Annotated in this window: 14 protein-coding genes; 7 read left to right on the forward strand and 7 right to left on the reverse strand. The window is 70.9% G+C overall.

Features of this window, described 5'->3' with window-relative positions:
* Positions 1-2: 2 nt before the first annotated feature.
* Complete coding sequence (locus tag AB0K67_RS39205; RefSeq protein ID WP_364070357.1) at positions 3-737, forward strand: carbon-nitrogen hydrolase family protein; 735 nt, start codon at positions 3-5, stop codon at positions 735-737.
* A 113-nt stretch (positions 738-850) separates the two neighbouring features.
* On the opposite strand, the gene AB0K67_RS39210 is transcribed toward AB0K67_RS39205, so the two are convergent.
* From AB0K67_RS39210 to AB0K67_RS39225, 4 genes are all read right to left on the reverse strand, one after another.
* The gene (locus AB0K67_RS39210) at positions 851-4,618 is read right to left on the reverse strand and encodes a S8 family serine peptidase (RefSeq protein ID WP_364070360.1); all 3,768 of its coding nucleotides are present in this window, start codon (positions 4,616-4,618) and stop codon (positions 851-853) included.
* Positions 4,619-4,730: 112 nt separating this feature from the next.
* Positions 4,731-5,552: a carbohydrate ABC transporter permease gene (locus AB0K67_RS39215; protein WP_364070363.1), complete on the reverse strand. Its 822-nt coding sequence runs from the start codon at positions 5,550-5,552 to the stop codon at positions 4,731-4,733.
* Positions 5,549-6,463 carry a sugar ABC transporter permease gene (locus tag AB0K67_RS39220; RefSeq protein ID WP_364070366.1) on the reverse strand — a complete coding sequence of 305 codons (915 nt, stop codon included), beginning with the start codon at positions 6,461-6,463 and terminating at the stop codon, positions 5,549-5,551. The genes AB0K67_RS39215 and AB0K67_RS39220 overlap by 4 nt, the downstream gene beginning before the upstream one ends.
* Positions 6,460-7,821 carry an extracellular solute-binding protein gene (locus AB0K67_RS39225; protein WP_364070369.1) on the reverse strand — a complete coding sequence of 454 codons (1,362 nt, stop codon included), beginning with the start codon at positions 7,819-7,821 and terminating at the stop codon, positions 6,460-6,462. Before AB0K67_RS39225 ends, AB0K67_RS39220 begins: the two co-directional genes overlap by 4 nt.
* Before the next feature lie 87 nt (positions 7,822-7,908).
* Here AB0K67_RS39225 and AB0K67_RS39230 point away from each other — a divergent pair, with 87 nt between their 5' ends.
* Positions 7,909-9,078 (forward strand): ROK family transcriptional regulator, encoded by a 1,170-nt coding sequence (locus AB0K67_RS39230; protein ID WP_364070371.1) that lies wholly within the window; start codon positions 7,909-7,911, stop codon positions 9,076-9,078.
* Positions 9,079-9,085: 7 nt separating this feature from the next.
* Here AB0K67_RS39230 and AB0K67_RS39235 read toward each other — a convergent pair whose 3' ends face one another.
* Both AB0K67_RS39235 and AB0K67_RS39240 read right to left on the reverse strand, forming a co-directional pair.
* Positions 9,086-12,082, reverse strand: coding sequence for a glycoside hydrolase family 38 C-terminal domain-containing protein (locus AB0K67_RS39235; protein WP_364070374.1), 2,997 nt, complete (start codon positions 12,080-12,082; stop codon positions 9,086-9,088).
* A gap of 189 nt (positions 12,083-12,271) precedes the next feature.
* On the reverse strand, positions 12,272-13,897 hold the full coding sequence (locus AB0K67_RS39240; protein ID WP_364070376.1) for an endo-1,4-beta-xylanase: 1,626 nt from the start codon (positions 13,895-13,897) through the stop codon (positions 12,272-12,274).
* A gap of 299 nt (positions 13,898-14,196) precedes the next feature.
* On the opposite strand from AB0K67_RS39240, the gene AB0K67_RS39245 reads away from it, so the two are divergent.
* From AB0K67_RS39245 to AB0K67_RS39260, 4 genes are all read left to right on the forward strand, one after another.
* Entirely contained in the window at positions 14,197-15,858 is a 1,662-nt protein-coding gene (locus tag AB0K67_RS39245) for a class I adenylate-forming enzyme family protein (RefSeq protein ID WP_364070378.1), read from the forward strand.
* 190 nt (positions 15,859-16,048) lie between these two features.
* Positions 16,049-16,450 (forward strand): hypothetical protein, encoded by a 402-nt coding sequence (locus AB0K67_RS39250; protein ID WP_364070380.1) that lies wholly within the window; start codon positions 16,049-16,051, stop codon positions 16,448-16,450.
* Between the two features lie 27 nt (positions 16,451-16,477).
* Complete coding sequence (locus AB0K67_RS39255) at positions 16,478-16,831, forward strand: nuclear transport factor 2 family protein (protein ID WP_364070382.1); 354 nt, start codon at positions 16,478-16,480, stop codon at positions 16,829-16,831.
* Positions 16,832-16,932: 101 nt separating this feature from the next.
* Positions 16,933-18,237, forward strand: coding sequence for an MFS transporter (locus AB0K67_RS39260; protein WP_364070385.1), 1,305 nt, complete (start codon positions 16,933-16,935; stop codon positions 18,235-18,237).
* Positions 18,238-18,307: 70 nt separating this feature from the next.
* Here AB0K67_RS39260 and AB0K67_RS39265 read toward each other — a convergent pair whose 3' ends face one another.
* On the reverse strand, positions 18,308-18,541 hold the full coding sequence (locus AB0K67_RS39265) for a hypothetical protein (protein ID WP_364070387.1): 234 nt from the start codon (positions 18,539-18,541) through the stop codon (positions 18,308-18,310).
* Positions 18,542-18,618: 77 nt separating this feature from the next.
* Here AB0K67_RS39265 and AB0K67_RS39270 point away from each other — a divergent pair, with 77 nt between their 5' ends.
* The gene (locus AB0K67_RS39270; protein WP_364070390.1) at positions 18,619-19,224 is read left to right on the forward strand and encodes a Uma2 family endonuclease; all 606 of its coding nucleotides are present in this window, start codon (positions 18,619-18,621) and stop codon (positions 19,222-19,224) included.
* Positions 19,225-19,237 lie beyond the last annotated feature (13 nt).

Consider the following 19,237-nt stretch of genomic DNA (forward strand, 5'->3'; position numbering starts at 1 on the left):
CCGTGAAGATCCTTTTAGTTCAGCCGCCGCACTGGTCCCCGGACGGCCACGCCAACTTCGACGCCGTCGAGGCGCTGCTCGGCGGTTTCTCCGGTGACGTGGTGCTGCTGCCCGAGCTGGCCGGCTCCAGCCTGCCCCGCGCCGACTACCTGGCCAGGGTGCGCGAGCTGGCCGTCGGGTCCGGCATGGCCGTGGTCGGCGGCTCGCACTACGACGGGCCCGTCAACCGGGGCGCGGTCTTCGACGCGGGCGGCACGCTGCTGCTGGAGTACGACAAGGTGCACCCGTACGGGCTGGAGCTGCGCTCCGGCATCAGGCCGGGCCGCCCGAGCGCCGGCTTCGAGCTGGCCGGCCGCCGCCTGCACGTGCTGCTCTGCGCCGACCTGTGGTACTCGGCCAGCCTGGCGGGGCGCGACGGCCTCGACGCCGTGCTGGTGCCGGCCTTCTCCGTGACCCGCTGGGACGGCCCCGCCCCGGCCAGGACGCTGTGGCAGCACATGAGCGTGGCGCGGGCGTACGAGTTCATGACGTACGTGGCGGTCAGCGACTGGCACCACGAGACCACCTACCACGGGCATCCCTGCGCGGGCGTCACCGGCCTGGCCAACCCGTGCCCGCAGACGCACGACGGCTTCTTCACCGGCCCGCCGGACGAGCCGGTCTCGGTGCACGAGCTGGACTTCGGCCGCCTGGACGCCTTCCGCTCCGACCGCGCCGACCGCGGCTTCCGGGCATGACGGACGGGGGAGCGCCGGTGCGGCGCTCCCCCGTCGCACGCGCGCGGGCCCAGCAGTGGCGGGGGCGGTCCGGGAGGGCCGCCCTTCCCTCCCCTCGTCTCACGCGCGCGGGCCTAGCGCAGGGCGTAGGCGCGGATCACCTCCTGCGTCACGCTGTTGCCCCGCACGTCGGACGCGCGCAGCCGCAGGGAGACGAACCCGGACGGCGAGCGGCCGAGCGTCGTCTCGTAGCGGCGATCGCCCTTGGCGCGCAGCCGGGCCTGCGTCCAGGTGCGGCCGTCGTCGTACGACACCTCGAGGGAGACGTCCTTGACGGCGTTCTGCTCGGCGCCCTCCTGGTTGCGCAGGGTGAGGGCGAGCTTGCGCGACCCTGCCCGGTTCTTCAGGTCCACAGGCGCGTCGAAGCTCGCGAGCAGCAGCGGCACGATCGTGGTGCCGTCGGTGTGCTCGGAGGTGAACGTCCACTCGCCGCGCGCGCGGACGGCGAGCTTCGCCCAGACGGCCTCGTTGGCGACGTCGTAGGTGATCCGGTACGTCGCCTTCTCCGGCGGCAGATCGCCCGACCCCGACGGCAGGTAGTTGGTCTGCCACAGCAGCGTGTCTCCCTGGTAGAGCCGGAAGTCGGTCTTCAGGCCGTGCTCGAACTGGCTGGTGTACGCCTCGCCGAAGTTGCCCTGGGCGTCCACGAAGCCCTGCGGGGTCAGGCGGAGCCTGTCGCCCTCCCTGCGTGTCGGGTTACGCGGGTTGAAGCCGGGCATCATCGGCTGCTTGAACACGGTGTGGCTCACCCGCTCGCCCGCCTTGTAGGGCCGGAACTCCGGCGAGGCCACGGCCACGTGCGGCGTGTCGGGGTGCGGGAATGTGTTGCTGTACGGCCGCTCCGGCGTGATCGCCGACGTGTTCCACCGCACCTCGGGGTCCGGGGTGACGTAGTCGGTGCGAACGCGCGGCGTCTTGGCCATGGGGTGGTTCGCCGAGTAGGACACGGTGTCCCACGGCTCGAAGACGAAGCGGGCCTCGTTGATGATCACATCGTCGGCGAGCTGGCTGTGGTAAGCGGTCTCGATCCTGGCCAGCGACTTGGCCCGCACCTTGTACGTCAGCCGGTCCGGCACCTTGCCCTTCTCGCGCAGGTACAGGTCGTAGACGTACGGGCTGGCCACGACGCCCTTGGCGACGACCGGCACGGGCAGCAGGCGCGCCCGCTCGACGAGCTTCAGCCCCTCCTCATGGGTGAGCCGCACTGTCGGGACGTTCAGCTTGACGCCGCTGCCGCCGGTGGTGGCGTCCGGTCCCGGCTTGTCGCTGTAGACGGCCACCATGGCCGCGCCGGCCGCGGCGGCGGCGTTGGCCTGCGTGGCGACCGGCACGCCGTCGGTGCGGCGGATGACGGCGAGCCTGCCGCGCAGGTTGCGGGCCTTGATCTCGGCGGGGGTGCCGCGCCCCGCGTCCACGGCGAGGAGCACGCGGGTGCCGTCGAGGCGCGGGTACTCGGTGGCGAGGTCGCTGAACTGGACGGGGTCGACGTACTGGGGGTCGAGCTTCAGTCCCGGCGTGGAGAAGGTGATCTCGGGCGCGGTGAGCCGCCAGCGGGTGGCGACGACGAACGTGCCCTTGGTGACCTTCCTGGTCGGCTGGACGAACAGGCGCTCCTCGACCTGCCCGCCGGGCAGGATCGTGGTGCCGCCGCGCAGCGCCGTGCCCTGCTCGCCCGCCCGGTACCACATGAGGGCCGCGGCGGCGCCGGGGTTGCGCTTGGTCTCGTGGTCGGGGGTCTCGACCTTGACCTCGACGGCCTTGCGGGCGTCCAGGACGACCTCGGTGTCCTTGGTGATCTTCATTTCTGGGTCGCCGAGCAGGCTCTCGTGGAGCGGCGTGCCGGTGCCGGTGCTGTCCTGCGCGGCGGGCATGGTGAAGATGTGGCCGAGCACCGAGTAGGTGCCGGGCTTGACCAGCAGGCAGGTGCCGGAGCCGTACTTGGCGTCGGTGCAGGGCTCGGAGGGGTCGCCGGGCAGCACGCGGCCGACCAGCGTGCCCTCGTCCAGGTTGAGCACGGTGAAGCCGCCGCGGCCCGGCCTGCCGTCCCTGGCGATGCCGCGTACCCGCAGCTCGACGCGCTCCTCCTCGACGCTGCCCGTCAGCAGCGTGCGGGCGCCGCCCGCGACGAGCTCCTGGCGCAGCACGCGGGGACGGTCCGCCTTGAGCGTGACCTTGGCCTCGGCGGTGCCGCCCGCGGGGACGGCGAGCCTGGCCGGTTCGACGGTGAACGCGTCACCGGCGCTCAGGTCGAGCTCGGCGGGCTGGTCGCCGAGGTTGCGGTAGCCGATGGTGAGCGTCTTCTCCTCGCCCTGGGCGAGGCGGCCGAAGTCGAGCGCGCCCGTCGAGGCGACGACCGTGCCGGCGAGCGCGGCGGCCACGTCGATGCGGCCCGCGCCCTGGGCGTCCACGGGGATGTCCTCGCCCGGCTTGGCGGTGGCCATGAGCAGCGCCTTCAGCTCGCCGCCGGTGAGGTTCGGGCGGGCCTGGCGCAGCAGCGCCGCCGCGCCCGCGACGTGCGGGGTGGCCATGGAGGTGCCGGACATCGCGACGAGCCCGCCGCCCGCCTTGGCGGCGGTGATGTCCACGCCGGGCGCGGTCACGTCGGGCTTGACCGCCTGGGTCGCGTTGATCGGGCCCCGGCTGGAGAAGGGGGCGAGCGCGTCCTGCTTGTCCACCGCGCCGACGGTCAGCGCCTCGGGGGCGTCGCCGGGCGAGCCGACGCAGGACTCGCAGCCGTCGTTGCCCGCCGCGACGACGAACAGCGTGCCGTGCTCCCTGGTCAGCGTGGCGAGGGCGTCGCTGATCGGGCCGCCGGGCTCGGGGCTGCTCAGGCTCATGTTGACGATCTGGGCGTGCTGCTCGGCGGCCGCCCACTCCATGCCGTCGATGACCCACGAGAGCCGGCCCTGGCCGGAGGCGTCCAGGACGCGGCCGTCCACCAGCCGGGCGCCGGGCGCGACGCCCTTGCCGCCCTCGGCGCCGGCTCCGGCGATCGTGTCCGCGACGTGGGTGCCGTGGCCGTGGGGGTCGCCGGTTGCGTCCTGGCCGGTGAAGTCCTGCCGGGCGGCCACCTTGCCGGCGAGGTCGGGGTGGGTGGCGTCCACGCCGGTGTCGAGGACGGCGACGGTGGTGCCGCTGCCGTCGTACCCGGCGGCCCACGCGGCGGGTGCGGCGATCTGCGGCACGCTGTCGGTCAGCGCGGGCTCGACCTTGCGGTCGAGCCAGATCTTCTCCACGCCGGCCAGCGCTCCGGCGGCGCGCGCCTGCGGGGAGGCCGACGCCAGCGCGGCGAGCTGCGCGCCGAACGCGGCCGCGCCCGACTCGGCCACCGTCACGCCGGCGCCGCCGATGCTCTCCAGGGTGCGCCGCTGCTCGACGGCGGGCAGGGCGGTCAGCGCCGCCTTGGGCGCGTTCTCCGCGAAGGTGAGGATGAGCGGGATGGCGTCGCCGACGTCCTGCTCGGCCAGCGTCGTCACGTCGAACAGCGCCGGGTCGAGCCGCTGCGGCACCAGCGCGGCGACGTCGTCGGGGATGACCGTGACGGCGCGCCCGGTCTGCATCACCTGGAACGTCGGCACGGAGCCGTCGGCGCGCGGCGCGGGCGTGACGGTGACCGCGTGGTGGCCGCCGTCCACGGCGCGCACCCGCACCCGGTCTCCGGTGATCAGGGTGATCTCGTCGCTGTCCGCCGCGGCCGTGAAGGCGGCGGCCGGGGCGTCCTCGGCGTACGCACCGGGAGCCGCGAGCAGCGCGGCCGCCAGGGCCGTGGGGACGGCGAGCGCCGTGCCCCGCTTCAGGCCCCTTCTCAGGTGCTGCCTGAGCAGGCTTAAGCCACGCGGCATGGGACGACCTCCAGAGAATCGGTAAGCACGAATACCGATTTCCTAGCCGTCCAGAACGGCGGTGTCCATGAGATCGCCGTGGCCACATCCCGACTTGTCGTGTTCCCGCCAGCTAGCCCTTCGTCGCGCCGCCGAGGTTGAACGACCCCGCCAGGTACTTGTTGACCGCCACGTACAGCACCACCGCGGGCGCCGTGTAGAGGATGGAGAACGCGGCGAGCTGGCCGTAGGCGACCTGCCCGTACTGGGAGAAGAACGTGTAGATCGTCACCGCGGCCGGCTGCTTCTCCGGCGCGTCGAGCAGCACGAACGGGGCGAAGAAGTTGCCCCACTGACCCACGAACACGAAGATCGCCACCACCGCGATGCCGGGCGCCATCAGCGGCCCCACGACGGCGCGCAGCGACTGCACCCATCCGGCGCCGTCCACCCAGGCGGCCTCCTCCAGGCTGACCGGCACGCCGTCCATGAAGTTCTTCATCATCCAGATGGAGAACGGCAGCGAGCTCGCGGTCAGGAACAGCACCATCGCCGGCACCGAGCCGTACAGGTTGAACCTGAAGAACATCGCGTAGACCGGCACCAGGATGGCCGTCATCGGCAGGCCCGTGGTGAACAGCAGCGTCAGCATGAAGTGCCGCCGGTAGCGCAGCTGGTAGCGCGAGAGCGGGTAGGCCGCAAGGCCCGCCACGATCACCGTCAGCAGCGCCGTCGAACCCGAGATGATCACCGAGTTGATCAGCGGGAGCACGATCGTCTCCCACGTCAGCACGGCCTTGAAGTTGTCCAGGGAGAACTCGAACGTCGGTGCGGCCGACAGCGTGGCCTCCGGCTGCACCGAGGCGATGAGCACCCACAGGAACGGCCCCAGGAACGCCAGCGCGATCACCAGCAGGGCGAGGTTGGCCGCGCCGCGCGCGGCGAGTCTGGTCATGCGTCCTCCACCTTGATCAGGCGCAGGTAGATCAGCGAGAACAGCGCCCCGATGACCAGCAGGACCAGCGCGATCGCCGAGCCGTAGCCGATCTCGAAGTAGCGGAACGCCTGCTCGTACATGTAGAGCGGGGTGGTCTGGCTGGCCGTGCCGGGGCCGCCGCCGGTCAGCGCGTAGATGAGCCCGAAGCTGGCCAGCGTCTGCAGCGTGATCAGCATGAGGTTCGACATGATCGAGCGGCGGATCAGCGGGAGCGTGATGTGCAGCAGCCGCTTGCCGGGCCCCGCGCCGTCCACCGCCGCCGCCTCGACCAGGTCCTTCGGCACCTCCGACAGCGCCGCCGAGTAGACCAGCATCGAGAACGCGGTGCCGCGCCAGACGTTGGCCAGGATCACCGCGAACATCGGCGCGGTGTAGAGCCACTCCTGCTCGATGCCGAGCACGGTGTTGAGCGTGCCCTCCTCGGCCAGGAACGAGAACCAGCAGGCCGCCGCCACGATCTCGGGCATCACCCAGGCCGCGATGACCACGCCGTTGACGACGCTGCGCGTCACCCGCCCGCGCCCGCGCATGAGCAGCGCGATGATCAGGCCCAGCGTGTTCTGGCCGATGACGGCCGAGCCGATCACGAAGACGAACGTGAGCAGGAACGAGTTGATGAAGTTCGGGTCATCGAAGAGCCTGGCGAAGTTGTCGAACCCGACGAACTGCGAGTTCACCGAGGCCGAGCCGGTCAGGGTCTCGTTGGTGAAGGCGATGTAGACGCTCCACAGAATGGGCCCCGCCATGAAGAGCGCCAGCAGGATCAGCGCCGGCCCGAGGGGCAGCAGCCAGCGCAGGACCCGCCGCCGTGACGGGCCGCCCGGAGGCGTGCCCGTCACGGCGGGCGATGGCGCCGTGGCGACCGTCATTTGGCGACGACCTTGTCGGGGCCTCCGACCGCGCCGGGCAGCGCCTTGGCGTAGGCCGCGGTGGCCTCCTCAGGCGTCTGCTTGCCCGTGGTGACCGCCTCCATGGCCTCCTGGATCTGCGCGGAGACCTTCGGGTACGCCTCGTACGCCGGCCGGTAGTGCGTCACCTCGGCCAGGTCGGTGAAGAACTTGACCGACGGGTTGTCGGCGGTGTACTTCGGGTCGGCCGCGACGTCCTTGCGGACCGCCAGGTCACCGGTGCTCACGGAGTACGTCATCGCGTTCTCCTTGTTCATGGCCACGGTGATGAAGTCGAACGCCTCCTGCTTGAGCTTGGTGTAGGAGCTCATCGCCATGACCCAGCCGCCCGACATGCTGACCCGGCCGGGCTCCTCGCCGTTCTGCGTCGGCATGGCGGTCCAGCCGACCTTGTCCTTCCATTCGGGCCAGGGCTTGGTGCTGGTCTCCTTCCAGGCCGCCGGGGTCCATGCGCCGTCGAGCGAGATGCCGATCTTGCCGGCCGGGAACCACTCGTTGTTGACCTTGTCGGCGAGCTTGGCGTTGTGCGCGTCGGCCTGCTTGGGGCCGAGCTCCTCGCGGTAGATGGTGTTGATGAAGGTCAGGGCGTCGGTGAAGTTCTTGCCGCCGGCGATCCACTTCTGCGAGGCGTCGTCGTACAGCGTGCCGCCGGGGGTGCCGTACAGGAGCATCTCGAAGCCCTGCATGGTGGCCGCCTCGCCGTGGACCTTCGTGGAGTACATGCTGAACGGGACGGCGTCCGGCACCTTCTGCTTGATCGTGCGGGCCGCGTTGAGCACGTCGTCCCAGGTCTTCGGCTCCCACGGCACGGGCAGGCCGGCCTTGGCGAAGACGTCCTTGTGGTACCACAGGCCGCGCGTGTCGGTGCTGATCGGCACGCCGTAGATCTTGCCGTCGGCGCCCTTGGCGGCCTGCTTGACCGAGTCGGGGAACTGCGTCTCCCAGTCGGGCCACTTGGTCAGGAATTCATCCAGCGGGGCCAGCTTGCCCGCGGCGACGTCGGCGTTCACCTGGAAGGTGTCGTGGTAGTAGATGTCGGGCGCGGAGTCCGCCGAGCGGTTCAGCAGCGCCAGCTTGGTGTAGTAGGCCTCGTTGTTGCCCTGCACCGGGGTCAGCTTGATGGTGACGCCGGGGTGTGACGATTCGTACTGCTTCTTGGCGTCGTTGAGCATCTTCTCCAGGTGCGGCCACGTCGGCTCGACCTTGTAGAGGACCTCGAGTTCCTTGCTTGATGAGGACTCCTCGGCGGCGCCACCGCCGCAGCCGGCTGCTGTCAGCGCTGTCAACAGCAGGAGGGATCCGGCCAGCCTACGTGTCATCTCGGCCTCCCCTAGTTTCCTGTGGGTTGCGGAGAACGTAAATCTTTTTGATTTACTAAGTCAACACTCTGTGGTGATATTACTCACATGCAGCAGGGCACCAACCTGCCCAAGGTCGGCAGCTACAACCGGGCCGTGGTGCTGGAGGCCATCCAGGCCTCCGACGGGATCAGCCGCGTCCAGGTCGCTTCTGTGACGGGGCTGACGGCGCAGACGGTGTCGGTGATCGTACGCAGGCTGCTGGAGGAGGGCCTGGTCGTCGAGGACGGCTCCGCGCCGTCGCGTGGGGGAAAACCGGCCACGATCCTGCGGGTCGACGCCCGCGCCGGCTACGCGGTCGGCGTGCACTTCGATCCCAAGGCGCTGTCGTGCGTGCTGGCCGACCTCGCGGGCCGGCCCGTCGCCCGGCTTCACCTGCCGGTGCGCCCGCAGGCCAGGCCGGACGCTGTGGTCAGGCAGATGGCCAGGGCCGCGCGCCGCATCCTGCGCGAGGCCGGGGTGCCGGACGGCAAGGTGCTCGGGGTGGGTCTCGCCTGCCCCGGGCCGCTCGACGCCGACGGCGTGATGGTGAGCCCGCCCCGGCTGCCCGCCTGGGCCGGCACGCCGATCAAGGAGTTACTGGAGGAGTACACCCGCTTCCCGGTGACCGTGGACAACGACGCCACAGCGGCGGCGATCGGCGAGCGGTGGGCGGGCATCGCGCGCTCGGCGCCCAGCTTCGCCTACCTCTACCTCGGCACCGGCATCGGCGGCGGGCTCTTCCTCGACAACCAGGTCTATCGCGGCAGGTCGCTCAACGCCGCCGAGTTCGGCCACATCACGGTCGAGCCCGACGGGCCCGAGTGCTACTGCGGCAACCGGGGCTGCGTGGAGGCGGTGTGCTGCCCGAGCGCGATCGAGGCGGCAGCGGGCGGCATCGACCACGCGGCCGTGTGCGCGGCGGCGGCGCGCGGCGAGCCGGAGGCGCGCGCGGTGATCGAGCGCGTGGCCGAGCGGCTGGCGGTGGCCGCCGTCAGCGTGGTGAACATGCTGGACATCGACCTGCTCGTGCTCGGCGGCCCCGCGCTCAGGGAGGTGGGCGGCATCTACCGCGAGGCGATCGCGGGGGCGGTGGCGGAGCGGTCGATGGCCAGGCGGCTGCACGCCGTGCGCGTGGAGACCTCACCGATCGCGGCCGACGCCGCCGCGATCGGTGCGGCCTCCCTGGTCTTCCACGCCACCTACGCGCCCCGGCTGGGCACGCTGCTCAGCGGCTGACGGCCGGTCAGGCGGCCCGCTTCATGCGCAGCGTGACCAGCTCGAACGGGCGCAGCGACACGGGGATGGCCGCGCCGGGCCGCTCGGGCTCGCCGGTCGGCCGTTCGAGCAGGTCGGTGGTGACGACCTCGGCGACCGGGAAGTTCGGCCGCAGGGTGGCGCGGGCCCGGCCGCCGCGCGACTCGTGGAAGCGGACCACCACGTCGCCGCTGCCGTCGTCGGCCAGCTTCACCGCGGTCACCACCACGGCGTCGTCGTCCACCGTGACCAGCGGCTCGACCGGGGCCGATCCGGGCACCCGGCGCTCCGGCTGGTTGATGAAGTGGCCCTCGCGCACCGCGTCGCCGATCGACACGCCCGGCACCAGCGCGTGGCGGAAGCGGTGCGCGCCCTGGTCGGTCTCCGGGTCGGGGAAGCGCGGCGCGCGCAGCAGCGAGACGCGCAGCGTGGTCGTGGTGCCGTGCTCGTCCACGTCGCGGGTGACGTCGTGGCCGTAGGTGGAGTCGGTCACCATGGCCACGCCCCAGCCGGGCTCCTCCAGGTGCACGAAGCGGTGGTTGCACGCTTCGAACTTGGCGGCCTCCCAGCTGGTGTTGGTGTGGGTGGGGCGGAAGGTGTGGCCGTACTGGCTCTCGGCGGCGTACCGGTCGGCGCGCACGTCGAGGGGGAAGGCCAGCTTGAGGAACTTCTCGGTCTCGTGCCAGTCGACCTCGGTGTCGATCTCCAGCCGGCCCTCGGCGAGCGTGAGCCGCTGGACGAGCGTCGACTTGCCGAACGAGCGCTCGACCACCACCGTGGCCCCGTCGAGGCGCACGTCGTCGGCCTCGGTCAGGTCGGTCACCGTGTTGCGGTAGAACTCGTCCACATCCCAGGCGTCCCACTTGTTCGGGAAGTCCTGGTGGAGCTGCGGCAGGCAGGCCGCCCGCCCCGGCGGCACCGTCTCACGCCCGGCCCGCAGGTCGTAGGCGGAGACGACAAGGCCGCGCCCGTCGATCTCGACCCTGAGCCGCCCGTCCTCCAGCACGAACCCGCCGCCCTCGCGGGGGCCCGCCTGCACGGGGTCGACCGGGGCCTCGGGGGCGGCGCCGCCCGCGGGCACGCCGTGGCGGGCGTGCGGGGCGCCGTTGAAGACCAGCGTGCCGCCGGTGGGCTCGCCGGCCAGCGCGCGCTGCGCGGTGTCGATGATCCCGTTCAGCTCCTCGATCACCAGCTCGTACGTCCTGCGCGCCTCCCGGTGCACCCACGCGATCGACGAGCCGGGCAGGATGTCGTGGAACTGGTGCAGCAGCACCGTCTTCCACAGCCGGTCGAGCGCCTCGTACGGATACTCGGCCCCGGTCCGCACGGCCGCCGTCGCCGCCCACAGCTCGGCCTCGCGCAGCAGCGCCTCGCTGCGCCGGTTGCCCTGCTTGGTCTTGGCCTGGCTGGTCAGCGTGGCGCGGTGCAGCTCCAGGTACAGCTCGCCCACCCAGACCGGCGGGTTGGGGTATTCGGCCTCGGCCTTGGCGAAGAACTCAGCGGGCGTCTCCCATGTGACGGTGGGCGAGCCCTCCAGGTCGCGCAGGCGGGCGGCGCGCGCGACCATCTCGCGGGTGGTGCCGCCGCCGCCGTCGCCGTGCCCGGTCGGGGCCAGCGAGTGCCTGGCCACGCCCTTGTCCTTGAAGTTGCGGGCCGCGTGCGCCAGCTCGCCGCCGCGCAGCGAGGCGTTGTAGGTGTCGATGGGCGGAAAGTGGGTGAAGATCCGGGTGCCGTCGATGCCCTCCCACAGGAACGTGTGGTGCGGGAACGTGTTGGTCTGGCTCCACGAGATCTTCTGGGTGAGCAGCCGCTTCGACCCGGCCGCCTTGATGATCTGCGGCAGCCCGGCGGCGAACCCGAAGGTGTCGGGCAGCCACACCTCCTCGTTGTCCACCCCGAACTCGTCGATGAAGAAGCGCTTGCCGTGCACGAACTGCCGGGCCATCGCCTCGGAGCCGGGCATGTTGGTGTCGGACTCCACCCACATGCCGCCAGCGGGCACGAACCTGCCGGTCGCCACCGCCTTGACGACCTTGGCCCACACCTCGGGCCGGTGCTCCTTGAGCCAGGCCCACTGCTGGGCCTGCGACATCGCGAAGACGAAGTCCGGCTCCTCCTCCAGCAGCGCGGTCATGTTGGACGCGGTGCGCGCCACCTTGCGCACGGTCTCGCGCAGCGGCCAGAGCCAGGCCGAGTCGATGTGGGCGTGCCCGACGGCGCTGATGCGGTGCGCCGACGGCACGGCGGGTGAGGACAGCACGTCGGTCAGCTCGGCCCTGGCCGCGGCGGCGGTGCCGTTCACGTCCTGCAGATCGAGTGCGTCCAGCGCGCGTTCGATGGCGCGCAGGATCTCCCAGCGGCGGCCGCTGTCCACCGGCAGCTCGTGCATGAGCTCGCCGAGCACCTCAAGGTCGATGACCAGCTCCCACACCGTCTTGTCGAAGACGGCGAGGTCCATGCGGGCCAGCCGGTAGAGCGGCTCGGTGCCGGCGGTCTCCTTGTCGCCGAGCAGCGTCGGCTTGAAGGGCTGGTAGTCGAGGATGATCGGGTTGGAGGCGGCCTCGATGTGCAGGCACACCTCCTCGCCGCCCTGGGCGGGGTTCGCGATGCGGACCCACTGCGTACGCGGGTTGAGGCTCTTCACCGGGGTGCCGTCGGGCCGGTAGACCAGCCCCTCGCATTGGAAGCCCGTCTTGTCGGGGTTGAAGCCGAGGTCGAGCACCGCTTCGACGATCTTGCCGGTCCACTCCATCGGCACGGTGCCGGTCACGGTGAACCAGCTCGTGCCCCACGGCGGGCCCCAGGGCGTACCGACCGCGATCGGCTCGCGCGGCGCGGCCAGGCCCTCGGCCACCGGCACGGGCTCGCCCGGCGCGTGCCACACGCCCACCTCCAGCGGCACCGACTCGGGGTAGATCGCGGGGCGGATCCGCTCGGTCAGTACGCGCTTCAAGCGGGCTTCGACCAGCGTGCGGTCGTCATGCATCAGGCAGGCTCCTCAGCAGATGGGGACGTAAGCCACCGGTACGCCGCCGGTAACGCGGGTACCAGCAGCACGTTATGCATCCCCATCATTTCCGGCAAAGCCACCCCCTCTTCACCAAAAGGGAGGAATCCCCTGGGGCGGTCACCGCTTGCCGGGCGGGCAGTCGGGCAGGCCCCAGGGGATCCCCGATCAGGCGCAGGTGTAGCCGGAAGGCGTCTGCGTGTCGCCGTTCGGGCGGTTGACCTGGAATCCGAAGGTGGTGCTCGCGTTCGGGGCGAGGTTGCCGTTGTAGGCGGCGTTCGTGGCGGTCACGGTCTGGCCGCTGACGGTCAGGGTGGCGTGCCACGACCCGGCCAGGGTGTGCCCGGCGGGCAGGGTGAAGGTGACCGTCCAGCCGTCTATGGCCGTGGTGCCGGTGTTGGTGACGGTCACCGGCTGCACGACGTAGCCGTTCTGCCACTCGGTCTGCACGGTGCCGGTGGCGGTGCAGCCACCGCCGCCGCTCGGACCTTCCTCGGTCGTGAACGTGGCGGTCGGCGAGTTGCCCGACAGGTTGCCCGCGCCGTCACGTGCCCGCACGTACACCTGGTACTCCGTGTCCGGCGTCAGCCCCGTCAGGGTGATCGAGTTGGTCGAGGTCTGCCCGAGCAGCGTGTCCGTCGAACCCTGCTCGCGGTAGACGTTGTAGCCGGCCAGGCCGCTGCCGCCGCTGTCGGTCGAGGCGCTCCACGACAGCGTGGCCGAGTTGGAGGTGATGTTGCTCGCCGTCGGCGTGCCCGGCGTGGTCGGCGGCGTCGTGTCGTCCGTGCCGGAGCCGCTCGCCAGCGTGTCGTGCACGGCGTCGTAGGAGCTCTTCTTCTGGTAGTTCTCGTCGTAGATCAGCGCCGCGCCCTCACCGCCGAAGGTGTCGGGCACCCACGAGTGCTTGTCGGTGAAGCCCCAGATCGTCACGCCGGCGCAGGCCTCGACCGCCAGGCAGGCGTTGACCACGTTGCGGTAGTAGGTGGCCTGGGTGGCGTCCTTGGAGGAGTCGCGCGGCATCTGCATGCGCACGTCCAGCTCGGTGATGCGCACCTGCACGCCGAGGTCGGCGAAGCGCTGCAGATTCTGCTGCAGGTCGTTCGGGAAGCCGTACTGGATGGCCAGGTGGCTCTGGAAGCCCACACAGTCGACCGGCACGCCCTGCTGGCGCAGCGAGCGGACCAGGTTGTACATCGCGGTGCTCTTGGCGTTGATGCCCTCGACGTTGTAGTCGTTGATGCACAGCCGGGCGTCGGGGTCGGCGGCGCGCGCGGCCCTGAAGGCGTCGGCGATGTAGCTCTGGCCGAGCGTGTTGTACCAGAACGACGTGCGGAAGTTGCCGTTCTCTTCGAAGACCTCGTTGACCACGTCCCACGAGACCACGGCCGGGTTGTCGGCGTAGCGGCCGACGACCGTCGAGATGTGGCGCTCGATCGCCTCACGCATGGCGCTGGCGCTCAGGCCCTGCACCCAGCCGGGGGTCTGCTGGTGCCAGATGAGCGTGTGGCCGTGCACCTGCTGGTCGTTCTGGACGGCGAAGTCGACGATGGCGTCGGCGCCGGAGAAGTTGAACTGGCCCGGGTTGGGTTCGGTGGAGTCCCACTTCATGGCGTTCTCGGCGGTCACCTGGTTGAACTCGGTGGCCGCGATGTTGCGGTAGGCGGTCTCGTTCGACAAGGGGCCGGTGGCGAGCGCCGCGCCGATGAACTTGCCTTTGGCGGCCGCGTGCGTACGCAGGGGCGCCGACGCCTCCGCCGAGACGGCGGGAAGGAGGAAGGTTGCGAGTAACCCCACTAACGTGAGGGCTCTGAGGAGCGAGGACGAATGCACGGACATCTACCTCCGGAGGCAGGCACTCGATTCCGAAAGTTTCGGCCCCGTGGGGACCGCTGAGCAGACGGTATTGACATGCTCGTCAGCCGGTCAATAAGGCGGTTGAGCCGGAGCTGAATGAGCAGTTGGCGGGCAGAAATTATCGGCCATGCAATGAAACTTTCATTGCCAAAGGACCGGCCATTCGCCGTCTAGCGCGACGTACCGGCCGGTCGGTACTGTGAGGACCGGAACAATCGTCCACTGCGGGAGTACTGCGGATGTCTCTTTCGCATGACCAGGTCCAGGCGCAGCTCACCGGCCCCGGCCAGCTCTTCGAGATGGAGGAGATCGACGGCACCGGCGTACGCACGTGGAAGCACGCCCCGCCGGACTTCCGGGCGCTGCTGGAGATGAGCAGGAACCACGGCGACCAGGTCTTCCTCGTGTACGAGGACGAGCACATCACGTTCGAAGAGCACTTCCGCCGCGCCGCCGCCCTCGCCCGCCGCCTCGTGGACGACTACGGCGTGACCAAGGGCGACCGGGTGGCGGTGGCCATGCGCAACTACCCGGAATGGGTGATCTCCTTCTCCGCCGTGCTGGCGACCGGAGCCATCGCGGTGCCGCTCAACGCCTGGTGGACGGAGTCCGAGCTGGCCTACGGGGTACGCGACTCCGGCGCCAAGGTGCTGATCGCCGACGGCGAGCGCGCGCCCAGGCTGGCCTCGACGGGCGTACCGATGATCGTCACCAGGGGCGAGCCGCCGGCCGGTGCGCGCGCGTTCGCCGACGTGCTGGGCGAGGTGCCGGCCGACGCCGCGCTCCCCCAGGTCGAGCTGGCCCCCGACGACCCCGCGACGATCTTCTACACCTCCGGCACCACCGGCAGCCCCAAGGGCGCGCTGGGCAGCCACCGCAACATCGGCCAGGCCCCCATGACGGTCGCCTACGGCCTCATGCGCGCCGTCGCCCTGTCCGGCAAGGACGTCTCCCAGGCCGCGAGCACCCGCAGGATCACCCTGCTCACCGTGCCGCTCTTCCACGTCACCGGCTGCTTTTCGGCGATGACGACCGCCATGTTCAGCGGCGGCGGGCTGGTGCTGATGTACAAGTGGGACCCCGAGCAGGCGCTGCGGCTCATCGAGCGCGAGCGCGTCACCACCATGATCGGCGTGCCCACCAACGCCTGGCAGCTCATGTCCCACCCCGACTTCGGCAAGTACGACCTGTCCTCGCTGGTCAACCTGGGCTACGGCGGCGCGCCCGCACCGCCCAAGCTGCTGGAGCGCATCACCACGAACCTGCCCGACCGCGCACCCTCCAACGGCTACGGCATGACCGAGACCAGCGCCCTCGCCATCGGCAACGGCGGCGCCGACTACCGCGCCAAGCCCGACAGCATCGGCCTGCCCTCGCCCGTGGTGGACGTGCGCGTGGTCGATCCCGCGGGCGTGGAGCTGCCGCCCGGGGAGGTCGGCGAGCTGTGCGTACGCGGCCCCAACGTCATCCTCGGCTACTGGAACAAGCCGGAGGCGACCGCGCAGACGTTCGTGGACGGCTGGCTGCACACCGGCGACCTGGCCAGGATCGACGAGGACGGCTTCGTCTACATCGTGGACCGGGCTAAGGACATGGTGATCAGGGGCGGCGAGAACGTCTACTGCGCCGAGGTCGAGGCCGCCCTGTTCGAGCATCCGGCGGTGGACGACGCGGCCGTGATCGGCGTGCCGCACGACGAGCTCGGCGAGGAGGTCGGCGCGGTGCTCCGCCTGACGCCCGGCGCCTCCGTCACGCCCGGCGAGCTGCGCGAGTTCCTGTCCTCCAGGATCGCCAAGTTCAAGATCCCCGTGCACTACTGGTTCCGCGACACCGAGCTGCCCCGCAACCCCGGCGGCAAGATCCTCAAGACCCACCTGCGCCGCGAGGTCCTCGGCCTGTGACGTCTGGTGCCGGCGGCTCCCCTCGCGGGGGCCGCCGGGCGCTGTGACGGGCCTCACAACGTGTGCTTCTCCCCTGGTCGGACGGCCTGTCCCCGCTCCCGCTTACCTGGCGGGTAATCGCGGCGGCTACCCGCGTCCTGGCATCGTCCTCGGTGTCAGCACGAACGAGGTCACCGCCGAAGGAGCCGCCATGACCGCCCTTCCGATCACCACCGGCCGTACGAAGTTCCTGCGCCTCGCACTGGCCGCCGACGCCGCCGTCACGGGCGTCAACGGGCTGGCCTACCTCGCCTTCGCCGCCCCCATCGGTGCCCTGCTCGGCCTGGACGCGGCGCTGTTGCGCGGTATCGGCGCCTTCCTGCTGGTCTACGCCGCGGCCGTCGCCGTCCTGGCCACCCGCCGCGCCATCAGCCCGGCCGGCGCCAAGGCGGTGATCGCCGTGAACGTGGCCTGGACCCTGGGCAGCGTCGCCGCCGTCGTCACCGGCGCGGCCGGCCTCACCACGATCGGCGCGTTCTGGGCGATCGCCCAGGCCCTGGTGGTGGCCGCGTTCGCCGAACTGCAGATCACCGGCCTGCGCAAGAGCCGCTGAGATCACCCGGACAAGGAGAGACCCGTCATGAGCACCCTCATCGACCGCTATGTCGCCTGCTGGAACGAGACCGACCCCGAGGCCCGCGCCAAGGCCGTGGCCGAGCTGTGGACCGAGGACGGCACCTACACCGACCCGCTCGCCGACGTCTCCGGCCACGCCGGGATCGCCAGGGTGATCGAGGCCGCGCAGGGCATGTTCCCCGGGCTCGTCTTCACCCCCGGCGACCTGTACGACAGCCACCACCACATCGCCCGCTTCACCTGGCACCTCGGCCCCGAGGGCGGGGAGCCGGTCGCCGTCGGGTTCGACGTGGTGGAGCTGGCCGAGGACGGCCGCATCCGCAAGGTCCTGGGCTTCCTGGACAAGGTCCCGTCCTGACACGACCTGGCAACGGCCGGCGGGCCCCAGGGACGCACTCCCGGAGCCCGCCGGCTTAATCATTTGCCCAGGCCACGCGCGATAACGGACAATTTCCACTCGTGCCATCAGCATTGAAGCGCCTGCTCCGCCACCTCGCGCTGGACGTGAGCCCGCTGCGCGACTCCCGCGACTACCGGCTGCTCTTCGGGTCCGGCGTCATCACCATGTTCGGGACGATGATCTCGATGGTCGCGGTGCCGTACCAGATGAAGCAGCTCACCGACTCCTACGTCGCGGTCGGCCTGGTGAGCCTGGCGGAGTTCGTGCCGATGGTGGTGTGCGGGCTGTGGGGCGGCGCCATCGCCGACGCCCTCGACCGCCGCAAGATCATCGTGATGAGCGAGCTGGGCCTGCTGGTCACCTCGGCCGCTCTCATGATCAACTCCATGCTGCCCAGTCCGCAGATCTGGGTCCTGTACGTCATCGGCGCCGTCTCCACCGGCATCGGCTGCCTCCAGCGTCCGAGCCTGGAGGCGGTGATCCAGCAGGTCGTCAAGCACGATCAGCAGGCCGCCGCGGCCGTCCTGTCGAGCCTGCGCTGGAACTTCGGCGCCATCGTCGCCCCCGCGCTGGGCGGCCTGATGATCACGGCCTGGGGCGTGGCCTCCGCCTACGTCCTCGACACGCTGTCCTTCCTGCTGTCGATGCTGCTGCTGTGGCGGGTCAGCTCGCTGCCCCCGGCCGCCGACGCCGCGCCCGCGTCGCTGAAGTCGCTGGTCGAGGGCATGCGGTACGCGGTGAGCCGCAGCGACCTCGTCGGCACGTACCTGGTGGACATGGCCGCCATGATCTTCGCGATGGCGACGGCGCTGTTCCCGTTCATCGCCGAAGAGCTGAAGGCGCCCCAGGCGCTCGGCCTGCTCTACTCCGCCTCCGCGATCGGCGCGTTGATCGCCTCGCTCACCGGCCGCTGGACGGCCCGCGTACGGCGGCACGGCCTCGGCGTGATCGTGGCCGCCGCGCTCTGGGGCGTCGCCGTGGCGCTGACCGCGCTGGCCCCGAACATCTGGATGATCGTCGTCTTCATCGCCTGCGCGGGCGCCGCCGACATGATCAGCGGCATCTTCCGCATGACGATGTGGAACCAGACCATCCCGCCGGAGCTGCGCGGCCGCCTGGCGGGCATCGAGCTGCTCTCGTACGCCAGCGGCCCCATGCTGGGCAACGCGCGGGCCGGCATGATGGCCCAGCTCGGCGGCACCCGCTTCTCCCTGGGCGCGGGCGGCGTGCTGTGCGTCGCCGCCGTGCTCGGCCTGGCCGCCGCCCTGCCCGGATTCCGCCGCTACGACGCCACGACCGACGAGCACGCCCTGGCGGAGAAGGCCCGCCGCGAAGCCTCCGCAACCGCCGACGCCCCCGCCTGACCTCGCCGGGGGCGCAGGCACTGCCTCCGCGTTCCACCGGAGCGGCCGAGGCGGGCCGATGGGGGTCGCCTCAGCCCGCCTCGCGCCACCCGTCGTACCGCTCGACCAGCTCGTCCACCTTCGCCAGCGCCGCCTCGTCCAGTCCCTCGGCCACGACCACCCACTGCGCGTCCTCGGCGTCGTCCTCCCCCGCCAGGGTCTCCCGCACCACCCGCGGCACCCCCAGCTCGGGAAACCACTCCCCCAGCGTCTCGGCCACCTCCTCGGCGTCCTCACGCTCGGCGAACACCAGCAGCTCCGCCATCTCCGTTCCTCTCGGGCTCCTCGACCGTGTCACGCTTTTCACCTGGCTCGATCACACTAGGTTGGTAGCGTTGGACCATGACTGCCGAAGCGGTGATCGCTGTGATGACGCCTTCCTCGCTCCCCGACTGGGTCTTTCCGCCACCGCAAGGCTTCTCCGCAGAAGATCTCGATCACATTCCGGAATTGCCCGCGCACACAGAGTTGATTGATGGAAGCTTGGTCTTCGTGAGCCCCCAGACCTCCTTCCACATGCGGGCCGTGTCGCTCCTCGAGGCCGAGCTGCGTGGGGCCGCGCCCGCCGGCGTTCGGGTCCGCCGCGAGATGAGCGTGGTCCTCGCCAAGGACCAGCGGCCCGAGCCGGACCTCTGCGTCGTCACGGAGGAGGCAGTGCGGGGCGGTGCGGAAACCTACTACGACGCGAAGGACGTCGTGCTCGCCGTCGAGGTGGTCTCCCCCGAGTCCGTCACGCGTGACCGCGAGCGCAAGCCACAGCTCTACGCGCAGGCCGGCATCCCGCACTTCTGGCGGGTGGAGGAGGACTCCGGCAAGCCGATCGTGTACGTCTACGAGCTCGACCCGGCGCTGCGTTCCTACGCCCGCATGGGCGTGCACCGCGACCGGCTGAAGGTGACCGCTCCCTTCGACCTCGACGCCGACCTCGCCGCGATCGACCGCATCTGAGCGCACGCACCGG

The sequence above is a fragment of the Nonomuraea sp. NPDC052634 genome, from assembly GCF_040678535.1.
GTDB lineage: Bacteria > Actinomycetota > Actinomycetes > Streptosporangiales > Streptosporangiaceae > Nonomuraea > Nonomuraea fastidiosa.